Origin of the sequence: Mycobacterium sp. NS-7484, assembly GCF_001953975.1 — a bacterium.
In the GTDB taxonomy this organism is placed as follows: Bacteria; Actinomycetota; Actinomycetes; order Mycobacteriales; family Mycobacteriaceae; genus Mycobacterium.
Map to the genome: position 1 here is coordinate 1 of NZ_MBEJ01000102.1, position 25,481 is coordinate 25,481.

Genomic DNA, 25,481 nt, shown 5'->3' on the forward strand with positions numbered 1-25,481 from the left:
CCCGCCCCCGGCCGCGCAGAGCGCCGTCTATCGGGCGGCGCTGTCGGCCGGCGGGATCGATCCCGCCACGGTCGGCATGATCGAAGCGCACGGAACGGGCACGCCGGTCGGCGATCCCATCGAGTTCGCGAGTCTGGCCGCGGTGTACGGCACCGGCGGACCCTGCGCGCTGGGATCGGTCAAGACCAACATCGGCCACGCCCAGTCCGCATCCGGTGCGATCGGCCTGATCAAGGCGGTGCTCGCGCTGCAGCACGGCGCCGTTCCGGCCAATCTGCATTTCACCGAGCTGCCCGAGCCGATGGCCCGGCTCAAGAGCTCACTGATCGTGCCGACCGAACTGATGGCATGGCCGCTCGAGGCGATTCATCCGCGTCGCGCGGCGGTGTCCTCCTACGGGTTGTCGGGCACCAACGTGCATGCCGTGCTCGAGCAGGCGCCCGACGCCGCAGCGGATTCCGCCGCCGCAACGCGGGGCGGATCGGAGCCGATGATCTTCGCGGTGTCGTCGACGTCGCCCGACGAACTGCGCCGCACTGCCGGCCGGTTGGCCAACTGGCTGGCTCACGAGGCAGGTGATCAGCCGCTGCCGGATCTGGCCTACACCCTCGCCAGGCGTCGGGCCCACCGGCCGTTCCGCGCCACGGTGACGGCGGCGAGCGCCGAGGAACTCGGGGCAGCCCTGCGAGAGGTCGCCGAGGGGGACGCCGTCTACGAGGCAGCGGTCGGTACCGGGGACCGTGGCCCGGTCTGGTTGTTCTCGGGCCAAGGCTCACAGTGGGCCGGGATGGGCGCGCAGTTGCTGGCCACCGAGCCGGCTTTTGCCGCGGCCATCGCCGAGCTGGAACCCCTCATCGCGGCAGAGTCGAACTTCTCTGTGACAGAGGCGATTTCACAATCGGTGCCGGTCGAGGGCATCGACCGGGTCCAGCCCACGATCTTCGCGATGCAGGTGGCGCTCGCTGCGGCGATGAAGGCCAGGGGAGTGCAGCCCGGGGCGGTGATCGGCCACTCGATGGGTGAGGCGGCGGCCGCGGTGGTGGCCGGTGCGTTGTCCCTGCAGGATGGGGTGCGGGTGATCTGCCGGCGGTCGGCTCTCATGACGCGCCTCTCCGGCTCCGGTGCCATGGCATCGGTGGAACTGCCTGCGCAGCACGTGTTGTCCGAACTTGCCGCACGGGGCATCACCGACGTGGTGATCTCGGTGATCGCCTCACCTCGGTCGACCGTGGTCGGCGGCACCACCGAGCGCATCCGGGAACTCATCGCCGACTGGGAACAGCGCGACATCATGGCCCGCGAGGTGGCCGTCGATGTGGCGTCGCACTCGCCGCAGGTCGACCCCATCCTCGACGAACTCGCCGAGGTGCTCACCGACCTGACCCCGCTGACCCCGACGGTTCCGTACTACTCGTCGACCTCGTATGACCCGCGGGACGAGCCGTACCTCGACGCCGACTACTGGGTCGACAACCTGCGCCATGCCGTGCGGTTCTCCGCGGCGGTGCAGGCTGCCCTCGAAGACGGCTATCGGGTGTTCGGCGAGCTGGCCCCGCACCCACTGCTGGTGCACCCGGCCGAGCAGGTGGCCCGCAGTTTGGACATCAACATCGCCGCGCTGGCGAGCATGCGACGCGAAACGCAGCTGCCGAAGGGTCTGTTGGGCTTGGTCGGTGACCTGCACAGTGCCGGTGCGGCAGTCGATTTCGCGACGCTCTACCCGGCCGGCAGCCTCGTCGACGCACCGCTTCCCACCTGGACCCGGCTGCCTCTGACGGTCAGCCGAGATTCGCGCGAACCTCATCCCGGCGGGGGACATCTGCTCAGCGTTCATCCGCTGCTCGGCGCACACGTCGTGCTGCCGGAGGATCCTGAGCGGCACATCTGGCAGGCCGATGTCGGTGTCGGAGCCCAGCCCTGGCTGGCCGACCACCAGGTCCACAACGTGCCCGCGCTGCCCGGCGCCGCGTATTGCGAAATGGCGTTGGCCGCCGGGCGCTCGTTGCTCGGCGACGCCTGCGAGGTGCGTGACATCACCTTCGACCAGATGCTGCTGCTCGACGAGCAGACCCCGGTCTCAGCCGAGGCGACGGGCAATGGTGACGGCGCGGTGCAATTCGTGGTCGAGACCGCGAAGCAGGGTGAGAGCATCCGGCGTGCCACGGCGATGATCGTCGAGACCGACCCGTCCGATGTTGTGGACCGCCATGACCTGACCGCTCTCAAGTCGGCCCATCCCCGCCGCATCGAGGGAGATGGACTGCGAAAGTGGTTCGCCCATAGAGGTATTCAGTACGGTCCGGCGTTCTCCGGGCTGGCGGCCGCCTACACCGCCGAGGACGTTGTCGGCAGCGTCCTGGCCGAGGTCGCCCTGCCGAGCGCGATCCGTTCCCAACAGGGCGCCTACCAGATTCATCCGGCTCTGCTCGACGTGTGTTTCCAATCCGTGGCGGCGTACGCCGAAGGGGCGGAACCCGGTGGGTTGCTGCTGCCACTCGGCGTGAAGAGCCTGCGTGCATCCGGTTCAACCCGCGCGGCGCACTACTGCCTGCTGCGGGTCACCGCCGCCGACGCGATCGGGGTGGAGGCTGATCTCGACCTGCTCGATGAGGACGGGACGGTCCTGCTGGCCGTCCGAGGGCTGCGCCTGGGCAGCGGGATGTCCGAGAGTGGTCGACGGGAACACATCTTCAACGAGCGCCTGCTGGCCGTCGAATGGCATGAGCAGGAAGTGCCCGAGATGCGGGAGTCCGCAGCGGGTCGGTGGTTGTTGATCACTCCTGACGCGAATGATCTGCTCACCGTCGAATTGGCCGACGCGCTGAGCGTCGACGCAGGCGAGGTGTCGACGGTGGTGTGGTCCGGCATCGGGATCGGTTCCGGCGACGCCGAGCTCCTGCGTGATCAGCTGGAAGCCGACACGTACAGCGACGTCGTCGTGTTGCCTGCGGCGGCGACCTCCGTTGCGGGAGACCGGGAATCGGCGTCGGGCGGCCTGGAGGTCGTGCAGCGTGCCGTGCGTATCGTGCAGGAACTCGGCGACCTCGAGGACTTGGTGCCCCGGCTGCATCTCATCACCCGCGACGCGCAGTCGGTGCTCCCAGGGGATCCGATCAACCTCGACCAGGTCGGGCTGCGCGGACTGGTCCGCGTCATCGGCAACGAACAACCGGGGTTACACGCCACCCAAATCGACATCGATGCGCGCACCGCGGCCAAGGACATCGCCCGGCAACTGCTCGCCGGCAGTCCCGAGGACGAGACGGCCTGGCGTGACGGCACTTGGTACACCGCGCGTCTCGGTGCGAGTCCGCTTGATGCCGACGACCGCGTCACCACCACCGTCGACCTGACCAGTGACGCTGTGCGCGTGGGGGTTCGGACGCCCGGTGACTTCGGATCGGTGGAGCTCACGGCCGTCGACCGGACCGTGCCCGACGCAGGTTGTGTCGAGGTCAGGGTCAGTGCGTCGAGCCTGAACTTCGTCGACGTCCTGGCGGCCTCGGGCCGCCACCCGATGCCGGCAGAGCAATCCACAACGCTGGGCCTTGATTTCGCCGGCGTCATCACAGCCGTCGGACCGGATGTCACCGATCACCAGGTCGGCGACCGGGTTGCCGGTGTGGCGGCCGGTTGCTGGGGCACCTTCGTCACCTGCCGGTCCGAACTCGCGGTCGGACTGCCCGATCACCTGTCGACCGATGTGGCCGCGGCGGTGCCCACTTCGCACGTGACCGCCTGGTATGCGCTGCATGACCTGGCGCGGGTCTGCGCACACGACAAGGTGCTGATCCACTCCGCCACTGGCGGTCTCGGCATGGCGGCCATCACCATCGCGCGTGAGTGCGGTGCTGAGGTGTTCGCCACAGCCGGCAGCCCCGAGCGTCGGCAGCGGTTGCGTGACATGGGAATCCAGCACGTCTACGATTCCCGCTCACTGAGCTTTGTCGACGAGATTCGCCGCGATACCGACGGATACGGTGTCGACATCGTGCTCAACTCGTCGACCGGTCCGGTGCAGCGGGCCGGGCTGGAACTGCTCGCCTTCGGCGGTCGGTTCATCGAGACCGGCGCGGTTGAGCCTCGCGGCGACGCAACCCTCACCCCGGCGATGATCCGGCAAGGCGTCTCCTTCCACGCGGTCGATGTGTCGACGTTGAGCCAACGGCGTCCCGACATCATTCGGCGCGTGCTGGACACCGTGTTCGCCAAGATCGGGGATGGCACGCTGCCCGTGCCCGAGGTCAGCTGCTACCCGCTGAACGAATGGCCGGCGGCGATCGAACTGATGAGCACGGCCGGACACACCGGCAAGCTCGTGCTGGAGGTGCCCGCCTCGGGCACGGCAACGGCCGTGGTGCCGCCCGAGAACGCCCCGGCCTTCCGCGCCGACGGCGCCTACGTCATCACCGGTGGCCTCGGTGGGCTCGGTCTCTTCCTTGCCGACAAGATGGCATCTGCGGGCTGTGGCCGGATCGTGCTCAACGCCAGGTCCCAACCTTCTGCGGAGGCAGCCGAGGAGCTCGACCGGATGCGGAACCTCGGCACCGAGGTGGAGCTGGTCACCGGCGACATCGCCGATCCGGCCACCGCCGCGGCGCTGGTTTCGGCCGCGACCGCGACCGGGCTGGCCCTGCGAGGCGTGTTGCATGCCGCAGCCGTGGTCGAGGATGCCACCCTGGCCAACATCACCGACGATCTGCTGGCCCGGGATTGGACGCCAAAGGCGTTGGGGGCGTGGAACCTGCACGAGGCGACGAGGACGGAATCGCTGGACTGGTTCTGCTGCTTCTCCTCCGCTGCGGCACTGGTCGGTTCACCCGGACAGGGCGCGTATGCGGCGGCGAACAGTTGGCTCGACGGATTCACCGCGTGGCGGCGGGCCCACGGCCTGCCGTCGAACGCGATCGCCTGGGGCCCCTGGGCCCAGATCGGCAAAGGCGCCGGATTCGCCGAAATGTCGGAATCGGCAATCGCACCCGATGAAGGTGCACACGCCTTCGAGACGATGCTGCGGCATGACCGCGGATACGCCGGCTACACGCCGATCGCGGGGGTGTCGTGGCTCGCCGACTTCGCCAAGCGCGTCCCGTTCGCGGAATCATTCCGTCCGGCGGACGACGGCGATTCCGATGCCGGCGGGTTCCTGAGTGAACTGTCCGCCAGCCCACGGGACGAATGGCCGTCGCGGCTGCGTCGTCTGGTCTCGGATCAGATCAGCGTGTTGCTGCGTCGGTCGATCGATCCGGACCGTCCGCTGGCCGAGTACGGCATCGACTCGCTGGGCAACCTCGAGATACGGACCAGGATCGAAACCGAGACCGGCGTCCGGATCAGTCCGGCGGACATCACGACGGTTCGCGGTCTCGCCGACAAGCTGTGCGAGAAGTTGATCGCCAATGCCGACACGGAGCTGACACCGACGGCGTGAAGCCGAAATCGGTTGAGTGTATAGAGGAGTCACGTTGCTGTTAGGGTCCGTTGCGATCGGTTCGATCGAAGAGTGGGAAGCTCCGCCCGGTGCGGCCGTTTCGTGGCGCGCCTCTCCGGGATCGTGCGCGAAGGCGGCGCAAGCGCCGGTCAGTGAGATACCGGTCAGTTACATGCAGGCCCAGCACCTGCGCGGGTTCGTCGACCAGCGCGCCAAGGGCCTTGACTACTCGCGGTTGGTGATCGTCACATGTGATGTGCCCGGCCAGTGCGATATCCGGGCGATGACGTATGTGGTCAACGCCCATGTGCGCAGGCACGATACGTTCCGCAGCTGGTTCGAGTACCACGACATCCACAACATCGTTCGGCACACGATGCCCAATCCGGCCGACATCAAGTTCGTGCCCACCCGGCACGGCGACCTGACGTCAGAGGAGCTACGTCAGCTGACCTTGTCGACACCGGATCCGCTGCACTGGGACTGCTTCACCTATGGCATCGTTCAGTACCCGGATCGGTTCACGATCTACGTGAGCATCGACCACCTGCACATGGATGCGACGTTCGCCGGCGTCACGCTCATGGAATTCCACGCCATGTACAGCACGCTGGTCGGCGGCGGTGCTCCGCTGGCGCTGCCGGAGGCAGGTAGTTACGATGCCTTCTGCCTGCGCCAGAAGGAGCTTCTCGGTTCCTTGACGCCCGACTCTCCCGAGGTTCGGGCCTGGGCCGGCTTCGCCGCCAACAACAACGGGAGTCTGCCGGATTTCCCGTTGCCCCTTGGTGATCCACTTGAACCGTGCGGTGCAGAGGTGTGGGTCGAGACCATCATGGACGAGGAGCAGACCGCCGACTTCGAGGCTTTGTGCGTCGATGCCGGGGCGCGCTTCATCGGCGGCATGCTCGCCTGCACCGGCCTGGTCGAGCATGAGTTGACCGGTGCCGAGACGTACTACGGCCTGACCCCGAGCGACACCAGGAAGACCACCGCCGACCTGATGACGATGGGTTGGTTCACCGGTTTGATCCCGATCACCGTTCCGATCGCGGAGAGGTCGTTCGCCGAAGCCGCCGTCGCCGCGCAGGAATCCTTCGATGCGGGGCGCGAACTCGTGGACGTACCGTTCTACCGGGTGCTCGAACTGCGACCCGAACTGGATTGGCCGCGACCGAATTTCCAGGTGATCAACTTTCTGGATGCCGGAGCGGCACCGTTGTCGGTGCTCCTCACGACCGAGCTGGAATCGATGCGGATCGGAATGTTCAGCGACGGTGTGTACTCGTATCAGATGACCATCTTCTTGGTGCGGCTGAAGGACCGTACCGCCGTGTCGGTGGTGTATCCGAACAATCCCGAGGCACACGAGTCCGTCGGCCGGTACGTCAAGGTACTCAAATCGACCTGTGCTCGGGTCCTGGAAAGCCTCGGCGCAGGGTCGCGCAGGTGAGTCACGGCATGAAGTCGAAACAGGAAGGCACACTTGGTGACTGAATCAACACTCAACGGCGTGCTGCGGGAACGCGCAAGCTTCCAGCCCAACGACGTCGCCTATACCTTTGTCGACTACGAGCGGGACTCGGATGGCGTCGAGGAGACCCTGACCTGGGGGCAGCTCTACCGTCGCATCCGAAACCTGGCGGCCGAACTGCAGACTCACGCCGCAGCGGGGGACCGCGCGGTGGTGCTGGCGCCGCAGGGGCTCGATTATGTGGTGGCGTTCTTGGCTTCGTTGGAAGCCGGTGTGGTCTCGGTTCCGCTGTCGACGCCGATGATCGGCGCGCACGATGAGCGGGTCACCGCCGTGCTCAGCGATGCGTCACCCACCGTCATCCTGACCACCTCCGCGATTGCGGAGACGGTCAGACCGTACGCGGTGGCACAGGGCGGTGATTCGGCGCCGGTCGTGCTCGAGGTCGACAAGCTCGACCTCGACTCCCGCAAGTCGGTGCGGTTACGGCGTGAGACGGCTCCGCAGACCGCCTACCTGCAGTACACCTCCGGCTCGACGCGGACACCGGCGGGCGTGATGGTGTCGAATCGCAACCTCACGGCCAATTTCGAGCAGATGATGGCCAGTTTCTACCCGGATTACAACCGGGTGCCGCCATCCGACACCACGGTGGTGACCTGGCTACCGCTCTACCACGACATGGGCATGATGGCCGGAATCGTCGCCCCGATTCTCGGCGGCTGGCGCACCGTGATGATGAGCCCACTGGCCTTTCTCGCCCGCCCGGCCCGTTGGATGCAGCAACTGGGCAGCGTGACCACCGGGCTGACTGCCGGGCCGAACTTCGCTTTCGACCTGGCCGCTGCCAAGACCACAGATGACGACATGGCGGGCTGCGATCTGGGCAACGTGTTGAGCATCATCAGTGGTGCCGAGCGCGTACACGAAGCAACGGTCGAGCGCTTCAGCAAGCGATTCGCTTCTTTCAACCTGGCGCCGAAGGTGATTCGGCCTTCGTACGGTCTGGCTGAGGCCACGTTGTACGTCGCCACGCGAGAGCCGGGAAGGCCGCCGCACGTGGTCCACTTCGAGCCGGAGAAGTTGGCAGCCGGGCACGCCGAACGATGCACACGCGGAACAGCCTTGATCAGTTACGGCACCCCGCAGAGTCCGGCCGTGCGGATCGTCGATCCCGACACCCGTTCCGAAGTCCCGGCCGGGATGATCGGAGAGATCTGGGCCCAAGGGGAGAACATCTCGGTCGGGTACTGGAACCGCCCGGGCGAAACCGAGGAGACGTTCGGCGCGGAGGTCGCCGGGGTACTGGGGACCTGGTTGCGGACAGGCGATCTGGGCTTCATCTCCGAAGGCGAGTTGTTCATCATCGGCAGGGTCAAGGATCTGCTGATCGTTCGAGGCCGCAACCACTACCCGGATGACATCGAGGCCACGGTGTCGTCGATCTCGCGGGGCCGGGTGGCCGCGATCGCGGTGAACCAGGACGAGGAAGAGAAACTCGTCGCCGTCATCGAGGTCAAGAAACGGTCCGGCGAATCGCCTGAGGAGCTGACGGAGCGTCTGGCGGCCATGAAGCGCGAAGTGACGTCGGCGATCTCGACCACGCACGGTCTTAACCCGGCCGATCTGGCGCTTGTCCCACCCGGTTCGCTGCCGATCACCACCAGCGGGAAAGTTCGCCGCGCGGCGAGCGCCGAACTGTACCGGCGGAAGGAATTTGCGAGGTTGGACGCTTAGCGCGCCGACCTGAAGCGCTGAAAACACCATGTGGGCAACCCTTTTCCTGATGGCCGTCGCGGTCAGCCTCGAACCGGTGCGGATCGGGCTGACCGTGCTGATGCTGAACCGGCCGCGGCCGATCCGGCAGTTGCTCGCCTTCCTGGCCGGCGGGTTCCTGATGGGCATGATCGTCGGGACGACGGCGTTGCTCGTACTGCGTGCCGTCCCCTTGGCGGCTACGCTCACGGTGCCGAGGATGCAGATCGGGATAGGCATCCTCGCACTGGTGGTCGCCGCCGTGCTGGCGGTCAACGTGGGCGCGCGCGGGTCCAGGTTGCCGACGGCGATACCGACCGAGACGCCGGAGCTCACCACCGCGCAGGTGGCAGTGGCGGCGCCTCGCGTGGGCCTGCGATCCCGGATCCGCGCGGTGATGCAAGGCAATTCGTTGTGGGTGGCCGGCGTGAGCGGGCTGGGTATCGCGTTGCCTTCGGTCGACTACCTGGCCGCACTGGGCGTGATTCACGCCTCCGCGGTTGGACCGGGTACACAGATTGGCGCGGTGCTCGCCTTCAATCTTGTGGCGTTCTCGCTGGTGGAAATCCCACTCGTGAGTTATCTGATCGCCCCGGAACGTACGCTGGCGTGGATGGCACGGGTGCACACCTGGATTCGTTCATGCACACGCCGCGACGTGGCGATGATTCTGGCCGCGGCTGGGGCGTTGTTCATCGCGATCGGTCTGCTGGGGCTGTGAGCGCCAGCATGACGCCGCCGCGCGCGGCTCGGAAGGGAGACGGCAGGATGGCTGTAGGCGACGGGGAACTCCGTGGTCGCTCGCGTGGCGCTCTGCGGCGGGCACCGCAGACGCTGCTCGCCGGAGCGTTTGCCGTCGGACTGGTCGCGGCGGGAACGGTTTTCGGCGGCGGCACGGCATCGGCGGAGACGGCGCTGATTTTCGGCGGGGCCCGTGGGCCGGGAATTCCGTGGGATCAGATCACCAACAGAGTCGGCCGGGGCTATTACCCGCACGCCCAGCGACGCATCGTCGAGTATCCGGCCGGAATGGTGTACGGCCGGTTGCCGGACGCCTTGTGGCCCGGCAACACGATCTCGACCGACAGTGTCGGAGTGTCGGTGGACACCGGTGCCCGCAATCTGAAGACCGCCCTGAACAACACCCCGGGTGAGACGGTGGTGGTCGGCAACTCCGAAGGCGCGCTCGTGCTCAGTGAGGCCTTGGCGCGCCTGGCGCAGGATCGGAGTGCGCGCGCCCCAGAAGGGGTTTCGTTCACGCTGTTCGGCCCGCCGCAGGCGGTGACACCGTTCAGTCATTCGGTGTTGTCGTCGGTGACGCCGGGAACTTACATTCCGCTGATCGACTACACGGTGCGCCCTGTAGTGGAAAGCCAGTACGACACCACCATGGTGGTGGGGGAATACGATTTCATCGCCGATTTCCCCGACCGGCCGGACAACTGGCTGGCCCTGGCGAATTCGCTTGTCGCCCTGGAGTATCTGCACACCGAGACCTCTTACAGTTCTCGCGAGGACGTACCGCCGCAGAACGTCGTGGTCACCGTGAACTCCAAGGGAGCAACACAGACAACGTATTTCCTGCCGACGAAGGTCTTGCCGCTGACCAGGCCGCTTCGCGATCTCGGAGTCCCGAACGAATTGGTCGACCAACTCGATGGTGTGGTGCGGCCCATGGTGGATTCCGGATACTCCCGAAACGACTACCCGGGCGCCCCGGCGACCGGCATCGATCCAGTGGCCCGGGCCAACGTGGAGAACTGGCTGCGTCAGGCCGGCGCCGCTCTGCCACCGGCAGCATCGCCGGCACCGGAAAGTGTGGCTCCTCAGCCCACCATCAAACTGAGCCGCACCGACCAGGAGAACATCGACGAGGCTCTACAGGGCATCAAGCTGAGCCCGACCGATCAGGCCAACATCGACAACGCCGCTCAGCAGATGAAGAACCTGTTCCCCGGGCTCGGTTAGCCGGCCCGGCTCAATTCCCGGTCTCGGCCGCTCGCTTCGCCGATTTCGGCAGCCGGCTCCGGAGCCGGTCGAGCTGTTTGGTGACGAAATCGGACGGCCACCAGTTTGCCGTGCCGATCAGGGTGGCGATCGCCGGAACGGTCAAGGTGCGCACCAGGAACGTGTCCAGCAGGATCCCTACGCCCACCACGAATCCGGCCTGGACGACCGTGGTGATGCTGGCGAACAACAGCCCGAACATCGAGGCGGCGAAGATCAGCCCCGCCGCGGTGATCACACCGCCGGTGGATCCGACCGTCCGGATCACCCCTGACCGCACGCCGTGCGGTGACTCGTCCCGAATCCGTGAGATCAGCAGCAGGTTGTAGTCGGCGCCGACCGCCACCAGCACGATGAAGGTCAGTGCGGGCACGCTCCAGTGCAACTGCTGGCCAAGCACATACTGGAACATCACCACACCGATGCCCAGCGCCGACAGGTAGGAGATCACCACCGAGGCGATCAGGTACAAGGGTGCGATGAGGGCGCGCAACAGCAGAACCAGGATCAGGAGCACCACCGCGATCGTGACGGCGATGATGAGCCGGATGTCGTGGTTGTAGAAATCGCGGGTGTCGCGGAGCATCGCCGGATAACCGGCGACCGATACCGAGGAGCCTTCGAGCGCGGTGTTGGGCAGGGCGCTGCGGGCGGTGTCGCCGATCGAGTTGACGAGATCCATCGCCTCGACACTGAACGGATTGATGTCGGTCTGGATCAGATAGCGGGCAGTGTGGCCGTCGGGGGAGATGAATGTCGCTGCGGCCTTGCGGAACTCGTCCTGGGTGAGAACCTGTGCAGGTACGTAGAAACCGGACATCGGCGGGCTGGCCGCGTCGGTCTTCATGGTGAGCAGGAACGCCGAAGCCTCGTCGAGCCCCGATCCCATCCGTTTCGTCTCGCCGACCAGCTGCGAAACCCCGTCCGCGATCTGTCGGCTGGCGTCGGCGAGGGTATCGGCACCTTTCTGTAGGGTGCTCAGCTGCGATTGAGCCTGCGCCGGGTTGGCCAGTCCCATGGATTGCATGGCCTTGCTCGCCGTATCGATGGTGGCGCCGAGCTTCTTGACGGTGTCGTCCAGGGTTTGCATGGGTTCGGTGGCCCGCAGATCCCTTGCCAGCGCGGCGATTTGATCGAAGGTTCCGTCGGTGCGCGCCGCGGCCAGCCGACGCAGTGCCCCGCGGGCCTCCTGACAGGCCGGATCGGTAAGGCAGACCGGGCTGGTGTCCAGACCGCGCAGCACCGGATCGATCCACGGCATGCCGTTGGTCAGGTCGGCGAAATTGGCACCGAGTGAGTCCCCGAGGGCACGCATGCTGGTGACGAGCTTGGCTGCGCTGTCGATCTGCTGCAGTGTCGCGTCGCCGCCGACCTGTCTCTGCATCGCGGCCAGCGCATCGACCAGGCCTCGCGCTCCGGCCACGCCACGGGTGACCTGGGTGCGCACGTCCAGAAGGCTGGTGGCCAAGGAATCGGCCCCGTCGCTGAGCCGGTTGAGATCACTTGCCCGCCCGTTGATCTGAGTGGACGCGTCGTTCAGCTTGGTGCCGACCTCGCCGGCCTGGTAACTCAGCCGTGCCTGTTGGAGTGATTCTCCCGTCGGTCGGGTGATGCCGCGCACCGTCGCGATTCCGGGCAGCTGGCTCACCCGTTGAGCCATCTGCTCCAGATCGGCCAGCGCCTGGGGGGTACGCAGCTCGTTCGGCGACTGGATTATCAGGTACTGGGGGATCGCCGAGCTGATCGGGAAGTGGTTCTCCAGGGCCGCGTACCCCATCGAACTCTCGGCATGTGCCGGCAGTGCTTTGCGGTCGTCGTAGTTGTACTGGATCAGCGCCGCCGAACTGGCCAGTGCGGCGAGGATGACGAGGCTCACGGCCAGGTGCGACCACGGCCGGCGCACGATACGTATGCCGGAGCGTCGCCACATCCGGCTGGTCAGGTCACGACGCGGGGCGATCCAGCCGCGGCGGCCCACCAGGACCATCACCGCGGGTAGCAGGGTAAGTGCGGCCAGCAGGGCGATGCCGATGGCGACTGCGAGAGCAGTGCCGACCGTGGAGAACACGCCGAGTTGGGCGAACGTCATACCGAGGAAAGTGACGGCGACAGTGGCGGCAGACGCGGCGATGACCTTGCCGATCGAGCCGAGTGCCTGTTCGACTGCGTGATCGGACTCCAGTCCGTCCCGTAGGTAGTCGTGGTACCGACTGACCAGAAACACCGCGTAGTCGGTGCCGGCGCCGGCCATCATCGCGGTCAGGAAGACGACGGTCTGGTTCGATATGCCCATGCCGAGGTACGCCAGCCCGGCGATCACCGATTGTGCGGTGACCAGTGATGCCCCGATGGTGAGCAATGGCAGCAACATCGTGACCGGGTTGCGGTAGATGAGCAGCAGGATCACCAGAACCAGTCCAATGGTGGCAATCTCGATGGCGGTCGTGTCGCGTTCGCCGATGTCGGTGAGGTCGGCGACGGTTGCGGCCGGCCCGGTGAGACTTGCGGTGAGAGAGGCGTCATCGACGCTGTCTTTCACGATGCCGGCGACGCGGGTATAGGACGCGTAGGACTGGGGTGACCCGACCTCACCGGCGATGCCGACCGGCAGAATCCAGGCCTTGCCGTCCTTGCTGGCCATGAACTCCCGCAGGGGAGGGGCGCTGATGAAATCCTGCAGCATCACGACGTCCTTGTCGTTCTTGCGCAGGTTCTCGACCAGTGTGCGATAGGTCGCCTCGTCTGACGGACCGAGCCCCTTGTCGTTGGTCAAGACGACCAACAGGACGTTCTCCGAACCCGATTCGTGGAAGGCTTCGGTCATCTCGCGGGTGGCGAGGGTGACCGGTGCGTGCGACGGCAGGATCGCGACCGGCCGTTGTTGCACCATCAGCGTCAACGACGGGAATGTCAGCGGTAGAGCCGCCGCGATGACCAACCAGATTCCGATGACCACCCACGGCCATCGGACGATCAGCGAGCCGAGCCGGACGAACAGTGAGGAGTGTTCTGCGCCGCTGCTACGTTCGGTCTGCGTCGGCACTTTTCGATCCTACGGGCGGGCGCAACCGCAGCGGTCGGTACCTGCAATACGGTGAGCTCTCGACGTCACCGATTACTCGACTCCAACCATCGTGTCTTGATCCGCCAGGAGTGCGCCGAGGTCAGGGCGAAAATCGCACCGCAGCCGCACGCGAAAATCCATACCAGTCGGCCGTTTTCGATCGGTTGCAGGGACGGCACCAACGCTGTGACGATGCGGATCGTGCAGGCGAGCATCCCGCTGGCCGAGGCGAACAGATAGATGTTGGCGATCCGCCGGGACCGCGGGTCCTGGCGCAGCACCAGCATGGCGCGGGCACCGTAACCGAGCAGGTAGAGCAACGTGCCGCAGAGCAGGATCCAGTAGGCGCTCAGCCAGAAGTCGGTGGGCACCTGGAAGAAGTCCGGCCGGTACACCGCGGCTCCGTTGCCCAGTGAGAAGGTGGCCAGCAGCACCGGGATGCAGATCGTCGCCGGGCGTTCGACGTACTGCTTGAACGACCGCTGCATGGCGTTGTCGTCCTGGAGCCGGCCCAGTGAGTTGTAGACGATGGCCGACGCGGCGACGATGTAACAGTCGTGGCCGATGTAATCCTCAAGGTTCCACTTGCCGGTCAGGTCGTACAGGACAGGACCGATCGTGCTCGACGCCCACGGTGACATCAGCAGTACCGCCGCGCCTTGGAGCGCGATGTTGAGGGTGGCGGCCACTTCCCATCGGCAGGACCAAGTGACTCGTCGGATCCACAGGCTCCACAGGATGCAGCCGAGGGTGATGGCGATGAGCGTGGCGACGGACATCGAAACTCTGCTCAGAGCGGTGGCGCGTCGGGCCGCGGCGTGAGTTGGGACAGTTTCGGGCGTCGATGAACAGCGGGCCGGTGGCGGATGACCGTGTTGCCGGCTTCTACGGTGACGGGCGCTGATTCCATGTAGTGCCAGACTTCCTCATGGCTCATCAGCCCGAACCGGATCTGCAGGTCCGGATAGCTGAGGCGAAAGCGATCGGCGACGTGGCGCAGTTCTTCGGCGTTGGGATAGTCGGCTTCTTTGATCCGCCGGTAGTACGTGCTGCTCGACACGCCCAATGCGCTGTAGACGGCCTTGGCGTCGACTTCGCCATCCAGAAGGTAGTCGAGCAGGGCCTTGAGTTGCCTGCCGTTCTCGTCGGTTCGCGGCATTTGAACACCATAAACCTCGTCCCGGCATTTGGTCACCGTGAACCGCGGCGAAACAGCTGCCATCTTATTGACAGCAATGTCAGAGTTTTGGCACGGGTCTCCCATTTCTGGGACTCGCTGGTTTACCGTTACAGATATGTCTGTTTCCGTCTTGCGAGATGCACCCGGCGCGAGTTCGTGGATAGTCGACTACGGCATCCCCGGACGACCATGCCGTGCTGACCTGGCCACGGTGTCCAGTTCATTGGACGACGTGCTGACTGAGGAACTTCGCGGAGCCCAGGTGGCCATGGGATGCACTGCCGAGGAGTTGGTGCTGGCAGCGTTGGGCCGCGCGGTGGCCCGGACGATCGGTGAAGGCATGTTGAGCGTGGACATCGTCAGTGGCCCCGCAGGCACCGACGTTCGCCGGATCGGAGTGCCCTGTGTGTCCCGGCGCGGCCTTTCCGGCCCGGAACTGCTGGCGGCCGCTTACCCGACAAGTGACAGTGCCGCCCACCTGACGGCGGATGTCAGCGTTGCGTACGGCCAGGGCCTGACGGTCGACCAGGGCGGATCGCCACTGGCCGTCCACGTCGAACCCGGCGCCGCGGCCATGCGTCTGCACTGGCGATTCGACACCCGGGGATTCGACCGGTGCACAATCGAGGAATTGGCCGAACAGTTCCCGCTGGCGCTGATCGAGCTCACCTCGGGATAGGTGTGGCCGCATCGCGATTTGCGGTCCTCATTAGACTTGGTGCAGCGGCGTTGATCCGGCCATCACCGGGGAGCTTCCGGAAGAACGGCTTTGATGCCCAGTAGAACCGGACGGGTGGGCCCGTGATCGCCCGAGTTGAGCGGCGCGTTGCAGGACAACGCGTAAGCGGGGTGGTACCGCGGCGCTTGCGCACCCGTGCAACGTCGTCCCCGTGCCTGGAAGCGTCATAGGCACAGGAGACGACGTGACTGCCTCTTCCCAGCCGACCAACTCGAACCCGGCCTACCCCAAACCGGCCGCCCCGAATTTCCCCGAGCGGGAACTCGAGGTACTCGACTACTGGGCCGCCGACGACACCTTCCGGGCCAGCCTGGAAAGACGCGCCGGCGCGCCCGAATACGTCTTCTATGACGGCCCGCCCTTCGCCAACGGACTGCCGCACTACGGCCACCTGTTGACCGGCTATGTCAAAGACATCGTGCCCCGCTACCGCACCATGCGCGGCTACAAGGTGGAGCGCCGGTTCGGCTGGGACACCCACGGCCTGCCCGCCGAACTCGAGGTGCAACGCCAGCTGGGCATCGCCGACAAGGCCCAGATCGAAGAGATGGGCATCGAGACGTTCAACGCGGCCTGCCGCGCCTCGGTGCTGAAGTACACCGACGAGTGGCGGGCCTATGTCACCCGCCAGGCCCGCTGGGTGGACTTCGACAACGACTACAAAACCCTGGACCTGACCTTCATGGAGTCGGTGATCTGGGCCTTCAAACAGCTGTGGGACAAGGGGCTGGCCTACGAGGGCAACCGCGTCCTGCCGTACTGCTGGAACGACGAGACCCCGCTGTCCAACCATGAGCTCCGCATGGACGACGACGTCTACCAGAGCCGCCAGGATCCGGCGGTGACGGTGGGCTTCACCGTGACCGACGGCCCGCTCAAGGGTGCGCACCTGTTGATCTGGACGACGACGCCATGGACATTGCCGTCCAATCAGGCCGTGGCCGTCCACCCGGACATCGATTACGTGCAGGTACAGGGACCCGACGGCCGGCGTTATGTCCTGGCGCAGGCCCGGCTCGCCGCCTATGCCCGGGAGCTCGGCGAGGAACCCGAGGTGCTGGGCAGCTACGCCGGCCGGGATCTGCTGGGGACGCACTACCTGCCGCCGTTCACCTACTTCATGGACGCACCCAACTCTTTCCAGGTGCTGGCCGCCGACTTCGTCAGTACCGAGGACGGCACCGGCATCGTGCACATGGCCCCGGCCTATGGCGAGGACGACAAGGCCACCGCGGACACCGCCGACATCGTCGCGGTCACGCCGGTGGATTCGAAGGGACGCTTCGACAGCTCGGTGCCCGATTACGCGGGTCAGCAGGTCTTCGAGGCGAACTCTCAGATCATCCGGGATCTCAAGAACGGTGACGGGTCGGCCGCAGCCAACGGGGCGGTGCTATTGCGGCACGAGACCTACGAGCACTCCTACCCGCACTGCTGGCGGTGCCGTAATCCGTTGATCTACCGCGCGGTCTCGTCGTGGTTCATCAAGGTCACCGAGTTCCGGGACCGGATGGTCGAGCTCAACCAGCAGATCACCTGGTATCCCGAACACGTCAAGGATGGACAGTTCGGCAAATGGCTGGCCAATGCCCGCGACTGGTCGGTATCCCGAAATCGCTACTGGGGCAGCCCCATCCCGGTGTGGAAATCGGATGATCCGGCCTATCCGAGGATCGACGTCTACGGCAGCCTCGACGAGCTCGAGCGCGATTTCGGGGTGCGGCCGACCGATCTGCACCGGCCGTTCATCGACGAGCTGACCCGGCCCAACCCCGACGATCCGACTGGCAAGTCCACCATGCGCCGCATCGAGGATGTATTCGACGTGTGGTTCGACTCCGGGTCGATGCCCTATGCGCAGGTGCACTACCCGTTCGAGAACCAAGATTGGTTCGACACCCATTTCCCGGGCGATTTCATCGTCGAATACATCGGCCAGACCCGCGGCTGGTTCTACACCATGCATGTGCTGGCCACCGCACTCTTCGACAAGCCGGCCTTCAAAACCTGTGTGGCACACGGGATTGTCCTGGGCAACGACGGTCAAAAGATGAGCAAGTCGCTGCGCAACTACCCCGATGTGTCCGAGGTGTTCGACCGTGACGGGTCCGATGCCATGCGCTGGTTCCTGATGGCGTCGCCGATTCTGCGCGGTGGCAACCTGATCGTCACCGAACAGGGCATCCGTGAAGGCGTGCGACAGGTGCTGCTGCCGTTGTGGAATGCCTACAGCTTCCTGGCGCTGTACGCGCCGAAGAAGGGCTCGTGGCGCACCGATTCGGCCAACGTGCTGGATCGCTACATCCTGGCCAAGCTCGCCCAGCTGCGTGACGACCTCACCGTGTCGCTGGACACCTGCGACATCTCCGGGGCGTGTGACGAGCTGCGGCAGTTCACCGAGGCGTTGACGAACTGGTATGTGCGCCGGTCACGTTCGCGGTTCTGGGAAGAAGATGCCGACGCCATCGACACCCTGCACACCGTGCTGGAGGTGACCTGCCGACTGGCCGCGCCGCTGTTGCCGCTGGCCACCGAGGTGATCTGGCGCGGCCTGACCGGTGAGCGTTCGGTGCATCTGACCGACTGGCCGGAAGCCGACATCCTGCCCAAGGATGCCGATCTGGTGGCGGCGATGGACCAGGTGCGCGAGGTGTGCTCGGTGGGCTCCTCACTGCGCAAGGCCAAGAAGCTGCGGGTGCGGTTGCCGCTGCCCAAGTTGACTGTGGCTCTGGACAAGTCGGTGAACCCGGCCGCGCTGGCCCCGTTCGCCGACCTGATCGCCGACGAGCTCAACGTCAAGACCGTCGAGCTGACCGACGACATCGACACCTACGGCAAGTTCGACCTGGCGGTCAACGCCCGTGTCGCGGGTCCCCGCATCGGCAAGGACGTGCAGGCCGCGATCAAGGCGGTCAAGGCGGGGGAGGGCGTGGTCAACCCCGACGGCACGCTGACCGCCGGTCCGGTGGTGCTGCAGCCCGAGGAGTACACCGCCAAACTGGTTGCGGCTGATCCGGAGTGGACTGCGGCGCTGCCCGGTGGTGCGGGCCTGGTGGTCCTCGACGGCACGGTCACCGAGGAGCTCGAGGCCGAGGGCTGGGCCAAGGACCGCATCCGTGAACTACAGGAGCTGCGCAAGTCCACCGGTCTGGAGGTATCCGATCGGATCGTGGTGCAGATGTCGGTGCCGGCCCAGTTCGAGCCGTGGGCGCGTGCCCATCGTGATCTGATCGCCGGTGAGATCCTGGCCACCAGTTTCGATTTCGGTGACGTCGCCGATGGCACCGACATCGGCGACGGGGTGCGGGTCGCGATCGCCAAGGCGTGAATCGCGCCGAACGTGAACTTGATGGCGAGATTTCACGCTTTCTTCGAAATGAAGTTCACACTCGGCGTAGGACCCGGGCCATCCGACCGGCCAGGCTGACCTCGTCACCGTCGTGCAGCTGGCGGCCCCGGCGGTACTCGACCTCGCCGTTGACGCTGACCAGGCCATCGGCGATGACGGCTTTGGCGTCGGCACCGCTGTCGATCAGAGAGGCGAGCTTGAGGAACTGCCCGAGGCGAATCGAGTCGTCCCTGATCGATACGTCGTCCGGCGTCATGCACGTCAGGCTAGCGCCATAGCATCAGCAGCCATGGGTGGCGCCGAGAAAGCGGGCGGACGCTGGGTCCTGCACCTGGACATGGACGCGTTCTTCGCGTCGGTCGAGCAGCTGACCCGGCCCACCCTGCGTGGCCGGCCCGTCCTTGTCGGTGGTCTGGGTGGACGCGGCGTGGTGGCCGGCGCCAGTTATGAGGCGCGTCGCTACGGTGCGCGCTCGGCGATGCCGATGCATCAGGCCCGCCGGCTCGTCGGCGCACCGGCAGTGGTGTTGCCGCCGCGGGGTGCGGTGTACGGCGTGGCCAGTCGTCGAGCGCTGGACACCGTCCGCAGCGTCATACCGGTGCTCGAACAGTTGTCGTTCGACGAGGCATTTGGGGAACCCGAGGAGCTGGCCGGTGCGTCCGCGGCCGACGTCGAGTGGTTCTGTCAGCAGTTGCGGGCCAAGGTGCGTGAGCAGACCGGGTTGGTGGCCTCGGTGGGAGCCGGATCCGGAAAACAGATGGCCAAGATCGCGTCGGGTCTGGCCAAGCCCGACGGCATCCGGATCATCCGTCGCGACGAGGAAGCCCTGTTGCTCGACGGGCTGCCGGTGCGCAAGTTGTGGGGTATCGGGCCGGTGGCCGAGGAGAAGTTGCACCGGTTGGGCATCGAGACGGTCGGAGCATTGGCCGCGCTGTCGGATACCGAGGCGGCCAGCGTGCTGGGCACCACGGTGGGGCCGGCGCTGCACCGGCTGGCGCAGGGGATCGACGACCGCCCGGTGGCCGAGCGGGCCGAGGCCAAGCAGATCAGCGCGGAGTCGACGTTTCCCGAAGACCTCACCACGCTGCGTCAGTTGCAGGAAGCGATCGGCCCGATCGGCGAGCATGCCCACCGGCGCCTGGCCAAGGACGGACGGGGCGCGCGCACCGTGACGGTCAAGCTCAAGAAGTCCGACATGAGCACGCTGACCCGCTCGGCCACCCTGGCGTATGCCACCACCGAGGCTTCCACGTTGATCGGCACGGCCCATCGTCTGTTGCTCGACCCGGTCGAGGTCGGTCCGATCCGACTTGTCGGAGTGGGTTTTTCGGGCTTGTCTGAAATCCGGCAGGAGTCGTTGTTCCCAGATCTCGAGCGACTCGACGATGTGGTCGACATCCCCGAGCAGACAGTATCCGAGGCCGGGACAGCGGCTGGCTCGCCGGCCGGTTGGCGCATCGGTGATGATGTGGAGCACCCCGATCACGGCCACGGCTGGATTCAGGGCGCCGGACACGGCGTGATGACGGTGCGTTTCGAGACCCGCGCCAGCGGACCCGGTATCGCTCGAACGTTTCCCGCGGACACGCCGGGGCTCGCGCGCGCCAACCCGATCGACAGCTTGGACTGGGGCGATTATCTGGCCGGACTGACCGATTGAACCTCGCCTACCAGAGAAATCCAGTGTCGCGATCCAACGAAAAGCCGTGCCGGCCAGAGGTTTTACAGATCAGTGTGCCGTCATGGGTGACACCGCAGGCGGCTCCCCAGTTCTCCAGTCGGTGACCCGCGGGCAGCACGTCGACGTCACGGGTGAACAGCTTGGTCCCCGAATGGCGATAGGAAGCCGGTCCACCGGCCTCGACGAAGGTCTGGGTCATGCCCTCCGGCGCATCCGCGGGCACCGCGTCGCAGCCGACCGGACCGCGGTTGGGCAGGATTCCACAGAACCGACCGTCCGGGGTCTGGAAGTACAGCCCGTAAAAGTCGGTGGGCGAGGTGTAGTTACCCTCCGCGATCGGGTACGCGTCGATGTCCTCGACCCCCGGTGGCGGCGCCCACGGCCACGCCGCCGCGGTCGGGGCGGGTCCGAGCGCGAGGACGCTGACGGCCACCGCCGCCGCAATGTGGAATCGCACGTTCTCTATTTGAGCACAGGCCGTCAACCCCAGGCCTCGAAGACTTCGTCAACCGGCCGGCCCGCGGCCAACGCCGCCATCAGGAGTACCCGGGCCTGGGGCGTGCGCAGTCGGGGCGCCATCACCGCACCGGCGTCGACGAGCTGTTGTCCGGGCCCGTACTGCGCGGCGACCGGACCGTCGGGGACCCGGGTCGTTATCGCGACGAGCACGCCGTTTCGGCAGTGCCTACGCACCCCGTCGATCAACGCGGCGCCGGCATTCCCCGAACCCACCGCCTCGATGACGACGGCTGATGCCCCGGCGGCGACGCAGGCGTCCAGGGCGGCCGCGTCACCGCCGGGATAGGCGGCAACGATGTCGACGCGAGGGGCCGTCGCCGCGGACAGCTCGCCCAGGAATGCGCCGTGCTTGGCCGCGGACACGTCACAGGCGCCGGCGGTGATCGTGGCGAGTGCAGTGCCCGTGAACGCGTTCAACTCCCAGGTATGGCGCTTGCGCAGGCCCAGCGGTTGCCACACGGTCCCGGCGAAGCTCACCACGACGCCGAGTCCGCGGGCCTGGGAACTGGAGGCGACCGCGATCGCGTCACGCAGGTTGTCCGGTCCGTCGCTGTCCGGGGCATCGGCACTACGCTGCGACCCAGTCAGCACCACCGGCACATCACCGTGGTAGCCGAGTTCGAGCCAGAGCGCGGTTTCCTCCATGGTGTCGGTGCCGTGGGTCACCACGATGCCGTCCGCCCGGGTCGAGGCCGCCGCCACTGCGGCGGCGATCGCGTCCCAGTCGGCAGGGGTGAGCAGCGCGCTGTCCACCGTCATCAGGTCGATTACCTCGACCTCGAGGCCGGGCGCCAAACCGGCCGTCAATTCGGCTCCGGTACGCCTGGGATGTCGAATTCCGGCGTCGTCGGTGCTGGTGGAGATCGTGCCGCCGGTCGTGATGACGACGATGCGCTCGGCCGGCGGGGCGGGCACCGTCGAGGTCTGGGTCACGGTGCAGATTGTCGCGCATCAACTGTTTGGGATGATGGGAGAGTGACTGATGAATCGTCAGGCCCGGTAGAGCCGGTGACCGACGCAACCGGGGACACGAAATCGTCCTCAGCGGCCGTTGCCCGGCCTCGCCGGCGACTGCGCCTACTGCTCACCGTGGCGGCAGTGGTGCTGTTCGTCGACGTCGTGACCAAGGTGCTTGCGGTTCGGTTACTGACGCCGGGTCAACCGGTGTCGATCATCGGCGACACGGTCACCTGGACGTTGGTGCGCAACTCCGGCGCGGCGTTCTCGATGGCGACCGGATACACCTGGGTTCTGACGCTCATCGCGACGGGTGTGGTGATCGGCATCGTCTGGATGGGTCGTCGACTGGTGTCTCCGTGGTGGGCGCTCGGCCTCGGCATGATCCTGGGCGGCGCGACCGGAAACCTGATCGATCGTTTCTTCCGGGCGCCCGGTCCGCTGCGCGGCCACGTCGTCGATTTCTTCTCGGTCGGCTGGTGGCCGGTGTTCAACGTCGCCGATCCGGCGGTGGTCGGTGGCGCGATCCTGCTGGTGGCCTTGTCGTTGTTCGGCTTCGACTTCGACACCGTCGGTCGCCGACGCCCCGACACCAAGACCGACACCGAGGGCGACCGGGAGTCAGCGACCCCCTCCGACGAGTCGAGCGCAGTCGGCGGCCAGGCCGAGACGTCATAGTGACGACCCGATCGATGCCGGTGCCCGAGGGCCTGGCGGGAATGCGAGTCGACGCCGGGTTGGCCCGGCTGCTCGGGCTGTCCCGTACCGCGGTGGCCGCCCTGGCCGAGGACGGCGGCGTCGACCTCGACGGTGCCCCCGCAGCCAAGTCCGACAAACTCGTCGCGGGCGCCTGGTTGGAGGTCCGGTTGCCCGAGCCGCCGGCCCCCGTCGAGAACACCCCGGTCGACATCGAGGGCATGGACATCCTCTACTCCGACGCCGACATCGTCGCGGTGGACAAGCCGCCCGGTGTGGCCGCGCACGCCACGGTCGGCTGGCACGGGCCCACTGTGTTGGGCGGGCTGGCCGCGGCCGGGTTCCGGATCAGCACGTCGGGCATCCACGAGCGGCAGGGCATCGTGCACCGACTCGATGTCGGCACGTCCGGTGTCATGGTGGTGGCGCTGTCGGAACGGGCGTACACGGTGCTCAAGCGAGCGTTCAAGCAACGCACGGTCGACAAGCGGTACCACGCCCTCGTGCAGGGCCACCCCGACCCGTCGAGCGGGACCATCGATGCGCCGATCGGGCGGCACCGGGGCCATGACTGGAAGTTCGCGGTCGTCGACGGCGGCCGACACAGCATCACCCACTACGACACCCTGGAGGCGTTCCAGGCCGCCAGCCTGCTCGATATCGAGTTGGAGACGGGCCGGACCCACCAGATCCGCGTGCACTTCGCGGCGCTGCATCACCCCTGTTGTGGCGACATGACCTACGGAGCCGACCCGACGCTCGCCAAAAAGCTTGGGCTCGAACGGCAATGGTTGCATGCGCGGTCACTTGCCTTTGCGCATCCGGCCGACGGCCGGCGCATCGAGATCACCAGCCCGTACCCGGCTGACCTGCAGGCCGCGCTCGACGTGCTCCGTCGCCACTAGCCGTGGGTGGCGACGCGGGCCAGAAGCCGGCGGGCGCGGGGCGTTCCGGGGTGCTGTACGGCGCCGGGGCGTACATCTGGTGGGGATTGTGCCCCGGATTCTTCCTGCTCCTGCTGCCCGCGGGTGCGCTTGAGGTGCTGGCTCACCGCATCGTCTGGAGTGCCGTGTTCCTCGTGCTGGTGCTCGCGGCAGGCCGACGTCTCGGGGATCTGCGCCGGTTGCGGTGGCGGACCTGGTTGCAACTGGCCGCGGCAGCGGCTCTGATCTCGCTGAACTGGGGAACCTACATCTACGCCGTCACGACCGGTCACGTCGTGGATGCCGCTCTCGGGTACTTCATCAATCCTCTGGTCAGTGTGCTGTTGGGCGTATTGGTGTTCCGCGAGCGGATCACCCGATGGCAGGCGGTCGCGTTGCTGCTCGCGGTCGGCGCAGTGGTGATTCTGACCGTCGGCGTGGGAGCACCGCCCTACATTGCGGTCACGCTGGCGCTCTCGTTCGGCCTCTACGGCCTGGTCAAGAAAGTGGTCCAGGCCGATCCGAGAGTGAGCGTGGCCGTAGAGACGTTGCTGGCCCTTCCGCTGGCCGCCGGTTATCTGCTCGCGCTGGAACTGACCGGCGGTGCAAACTTCCTCGACCATGGCCCCGGGCACGCGGCATTGTTGCTCCTGGCCGGTCCGGTCACCGCCGTGCCGTTGCTCCTGTTCGCCGCCGCCGCGCAACGCCTTCCGATGGTGACGCTGGGGCTGCTGTTCTACCTCAACCCTGGCCTGCAGATGGCATGGGGTGTGTTCATCGGCCATGAGCCGATGCCGCCGGGCCGGTGGATCGGGTTCGCTTTGATCTGGCTCGCGCTGCTGATCATGACCATCGGTGTGCTGCCCAAACGGCCGGCCGAACCAGGGCGGGACGACACCGGCCGGGCCCGGGCCCAGCCACTGTCCTCCTGAATTCTGGCCCTGCCGTTTGCGAGTGGGACTTTTGACCTTGATTTAGCTATGCAATAGGGTTTGCTCGATGACTCCGCAAGGCGCACACCCGCGTGGCCGTCGAGGGCCCGGCCGACCGGTCGGTGCCGATGCCGCGCAAACCCGTGAACGCATCCTGCGAACGGCCTACGACGTCATGAACGAGCGCGGCTACGCCGCGACGACGTTCCAGGAGATCGCCAAGCGCAGCGGGCTGAGTCGTCCCACGCTGAACTACTACTTCTCGAGTCGCGACGAGCTCTACCGCGCCCTGCTCACGCGCGCGCACGAGGTGGTCGACGAGTGCATTCGTATCGCGAAAAAGCATGAATTAGCGATGGATCGGTTACGTGCGTATGTCGAGGCGGTGGTCGCGGTCTGGCAACACGACCGGGCGGTGGTCGGATTCCTGGTCAATGCCCGGCTGGAAGCGCTTCGCCACCCCGAGCTGCCCGCGGTCACCGTCGCGGCCACCCGTGACTTCCTGAGTGAGGTGATCGTCCAGGCCGTCGAGCGCCGCGAACTGCCGCCGCACACCGATCCGGCGGTTCTGGTGGAGCTGCTGTACGCGATGGTGTGGGGCGTGGGGGCCTACACCGGTTGGCAGCGCCGTTCGGTGGACCTTCCCGAGATTGCCAAGCAACTTCATCTCGTGATCGGAAACGGCTTGCTGTCCGAGTCTGGCGGATCGCGCCGGCCCGCCGCCAAAGACACGCGTTGCGACACGCGCGGCGGTGTCGGTGGGGCGCAATAGACTGG

General features: G+C 66.4%; 18 protein-coding genes. 12 read left to right on the forward strand and 6 right to left on the reverse strand.

The window, feature by feature from the left end; translation table 11 throughout:
* The 5 genes from pks2 to A5733_RS19320 form a co-directional block, all read left to right on the forward strand.
* On the forward strand, nt 1–5,431 hold a 5,431-nt coding region (pks2, locus tag A5733_RS19300; RefSeq protein ID WP_076241293.1), incomplete at its 5' end, for a type I polyketide synthase.
* A gap of 34 nt (nt 5,432–5,465) precedes the next feature.
* Nucleotides 5,466–6,881, forward strand: a complete 1,416-nt coding sequence (locus A5733_RS19305) for a condensation domain-containing protein (RefSeq protein ID WP_076241294.1) — start codon at nt 5,466–5,468, stop codon at nt 6,879–6,881.
* A 36-nt stretch (nt 6,882–6,917) separates the two neighbouring features.
* Nucleotides 6,918–8,639 (forward strand): AMP-binding protein, encoded by a 1,722-nt coding sequence (locus A5733_RS19310; RefSeq protein WP_076241295.1) that lies wholly within the window; start codon nt 6,918–6,920, stop codon nt 8,637–8,639.
* A gap of 28 nt (nt 8,640–8,667) precedes the next feature.
* A complete protein-coding gene (locus A5733_RS19315; protein WP_076241296.1) occupies nt 8,668–9,378 on the forward strand; it encodes a GAP family protein in 711 nt (236 codons plus the stop codon).
* 47 nt (nt 9,379–9,425) lie between these two features.
* The gene (locus A5733_RS19320; protein ID WP_076241297.1) at nt 9,426–10,625 is read left to right on the forward strand and encodes a PE-PPE domain-containing protein; all 1,200 of its coding nucleotides are present in this window, start codon (nt 9,426–9,428) and stop codon (nt 10,623–10,625) included.
* 10 nt (nt 10,626–10,635) lie between these two features.
* Here A5733_RS19320 and A5733_RS19325 read toward each other — a convergent pair whose 3' ends face one another.
* The 3 genes from A5733_RS19325 to A5733_RS19335 form a co-directional block, all read right to left on the reverse strand.
* Complete coding sequence (locus A5733_RS19325) at nt 10,636–13,662, reverse strand: RND family transporter (protein ID WP_198938882.1); 3,027 nt, start codon at nt 13,660–13,662, stop codon at nt 10,636–10,638.
* A gap of 110 nt (nt 13,663–13,772) precedes the next feature.
* Nucleotides 13,773–14,507, reverse strand: a complete 735-nt coding sequence (locus A5733_RS19330; protein ID WP_076241298.1) for a hypothetical protein — start codon at nt 14,505–14,507, stop codon at nt 13,773–13,775.
* A gap of 11 nt (nt 14,508–14,518) precedes the next feature.
* A complete protein-coding gene (locus tag A5733_RS19335) occupies nt 14,519–14,887 on the reverse strand; it encodes a transcriptional regulator (protein ID WP_076241321.1) in 369 nt (122 codons plus the stop codon).
* Between the two features lie 136 nt (nt 14,888–15,023).
* On the opposite strand from A5733_RS19335, the gene A5733_RS19340 reads away from it, so the two are divergent.
* Together A5733_RS19340 and ileS are read left to right on the forward strand one after the other, a co-directional pair.
* On the forward strand, nt 15,024–15,587 hold the full coding sequence (locus A5733_RS19340; RefSeq protein WP_076241299.1) for a hypothetical protein: 564 nt from the start codon (nt 15,024–15,026) through the stop codon (nt 15,585–15,587).
* Between the two features lie 244 nt (nt 15,588–15,831).
* The gene (gene ileS, locus A5733_RS19345) at nt 15,832–18,975 is read left to right on the forward strand and encodes an isoleucine--tRNA ligase (RefSeq protein ID WP_076241300.1); all 3,144 of its coding nucleotides are present in this window, start codon (nt 15,832–15,834) and stop codon (nt 18,973–18,975) included.
* A 55-nt stretch (nt 18,976–19,030) separates the two neighbouring features.
* Here ileS and A5733_RS19350 read toward each other — a convergent pair whose 3' ends face one another.
* Nucleotides 19,031–19,252 (reverse strand): RNA-binding S4 domain-containing protein, encoded by a 222-nt coding sequence (locus A5733_RS19350; protein ID WP_076241301.1) that lies wholly within the window; start codon nt 19,250–19,252, stop codon nt 19,031–19,033.
* Nucleotides 19,253–19,285: 33 nt separating this feature from the next.
* Here A5733_RS19350 and A5733_RS19355 point away from each other — a divergent pair, with 33 nt between their 5' ends.
* A complete protein-coding gene (locus A5733_RS19355; protein ID WP_076241302.1) occupies nt 19,286–20,656 on the forward strand; it encodes a DNA polymerase IV in 1,371 nt (456 codons plus the stop codon).
* 7 nt (nt 20,657–20,663) lie between these two features.
* On the opposite strand, the gene A5733_RS19360 is transcribed toward A5733_RS19355, so the two are convergent.
* Together A5733_RS19360 and A5733_RS19365 are read right to left on the reverse strand one after the other, a co-directional pair.
* Entirely contained in the window at nt 20,664–21,134 is a 471-nt protein-coding gene (locus A5733_RS19360; protein WP_369830957.1) for a hypothetical protein, read from the reverse strand.
* Between the two features lie 23 nt (nt 21,135–21,157).
* Nucleotides 21,158–22,129 carry an asparaginase gene (locus A5733_RS19365; RefSeq protein WP_233152734.1) on the reverse strand — a complete coding sequence of 324 codons (972 nt, stop codon included), beginning with the start codon at nt 22,127–22,129 and terminating at the stop codon, nt 21,158–21,160.
* Nucleotides 22,130–22,204: 75 nt separating this feature from the next.
* On the opposite strand from A5733_RS19365, the gene lspA reads away from it, so the two are divergent.
* The 4 genes from lspA (at nt 22,205) to A5733_RS19385 (ending at nt 25,476) form a co-directional block, all read left to right on the forward strand.
* Complete coding sequence (gene lspA / locus A5733_RS19370) at nt 22,205–22,831, forward strand: signal peptidase II (RefSeq protein ID WP_233152735.1); 627 nt, start codon at nt 22,205–22,207, stop codon at nt 22,829–22,831.
* Nucleotides 22,831–23,754 (forward strand): RluA family pseudouridine synthase, encoded by a 924-nt coding sequence (locus tag A5733_RS19375; RefSeq protein WP_067776512.1) that lies wholly within the window; start codon nt 22,831–22,833, stop codon nt 23,752–23,754. Before lspA ends, A5733_RS19375 begins: the two co-directional genes overlap by 1 nt.
* A gap of 50 nt (nt 23,755–23,804) precedes the next feature.
* Nucleotides 23,805–24,704, forward strand: coding sequence for an EamA family transporter RarD (gene rarD, locus A5733_RS19380; RefSeq protein ID WP_076241323.1), 900 nt, complete (start codon nt 23,805–23,807; stop codon nt 24,702–24,704).
* Nucleotides 24,705–24,771: 67 nt separating this feature from the next.
* Nucleotides 24,772–25,476 carry a TetR/AcrR family transcriptional regulator gene (locus A5733_RS19385; protein WP_076241305.1) on the forward strand — a complete coding sequence of 235 codons (705 nt, stop codon included), beginning with the start codon at nt 24,772–24,774 and terminating at the stop codon, nt 25,474–25,476.
* Nucleotides 25,477–25,481: the final 5 nt, after the last annotated feature.

What these genes read in the sequence shown, in the direction of transcription:
- A5733_RS19350 (WP_076241301.1), bottom strand. Translation starts at nt 19,252, where the DNA reads ATGACGCCGGACGACGTATCGATCAGGGACGACTCGATTCGCCTCGGG.
- A5733_RS19335 (WP_076241321.1), bottom strand. Translation starts at nt 14,887, where the DNA reads ATGCCGCGAACCGACGAGAACGGCAGGCAACTCAAGGCCCTGCTCGAC.
- A5733_RS19385 (WP_076241305.1), top strand. Translation starts at nt 24,772, where the DNA reads ATGACTCCGCAAGGCGCACACCCGCGTGGCCGTCGAGGGCCCGGCCGA.
- A5733_RS19315 (WP_076241296.1), top strand. Translation starts at nt 8,668, where the DNA reads ATGTGGGCAACCCTTTTCCTGATGGCCGTCGCGGTCAGCCTCGAACCG.
- A5733_RS19340 (WP_076241299.1), top strand. Translation starts at nt 15,024, where the DNA reads ATGTCTGTTTCCGTCTTGCGAGATGCACCCGGCGCGAGTTCGTGGATA.
- A5733_RS19330 (WP_076241298.1), bottom strand. Translation starts at nt 14,507, where the DNA reads ATGTCCGTCGCCACGCTCATCGCCATCACCCTCGGCTGCATCCTGTGG.
- A5733_RS19320 (WP_076241297.1), top strand. Translation starts at nt 9,426, where the DNA reads ATGGCTGTAGGCGACGGGGAACTCCGTGGTCGCTCGCGTGGCGCTCTG.
- A5733_RS19355 (WP_076241302.1), top strand. Translation starts at nt 19,286, where the DNA reads ATGGGTGGCGCCGAGAAAGCGGGCGGACGCTGGGTCCTGCACCTGGAC.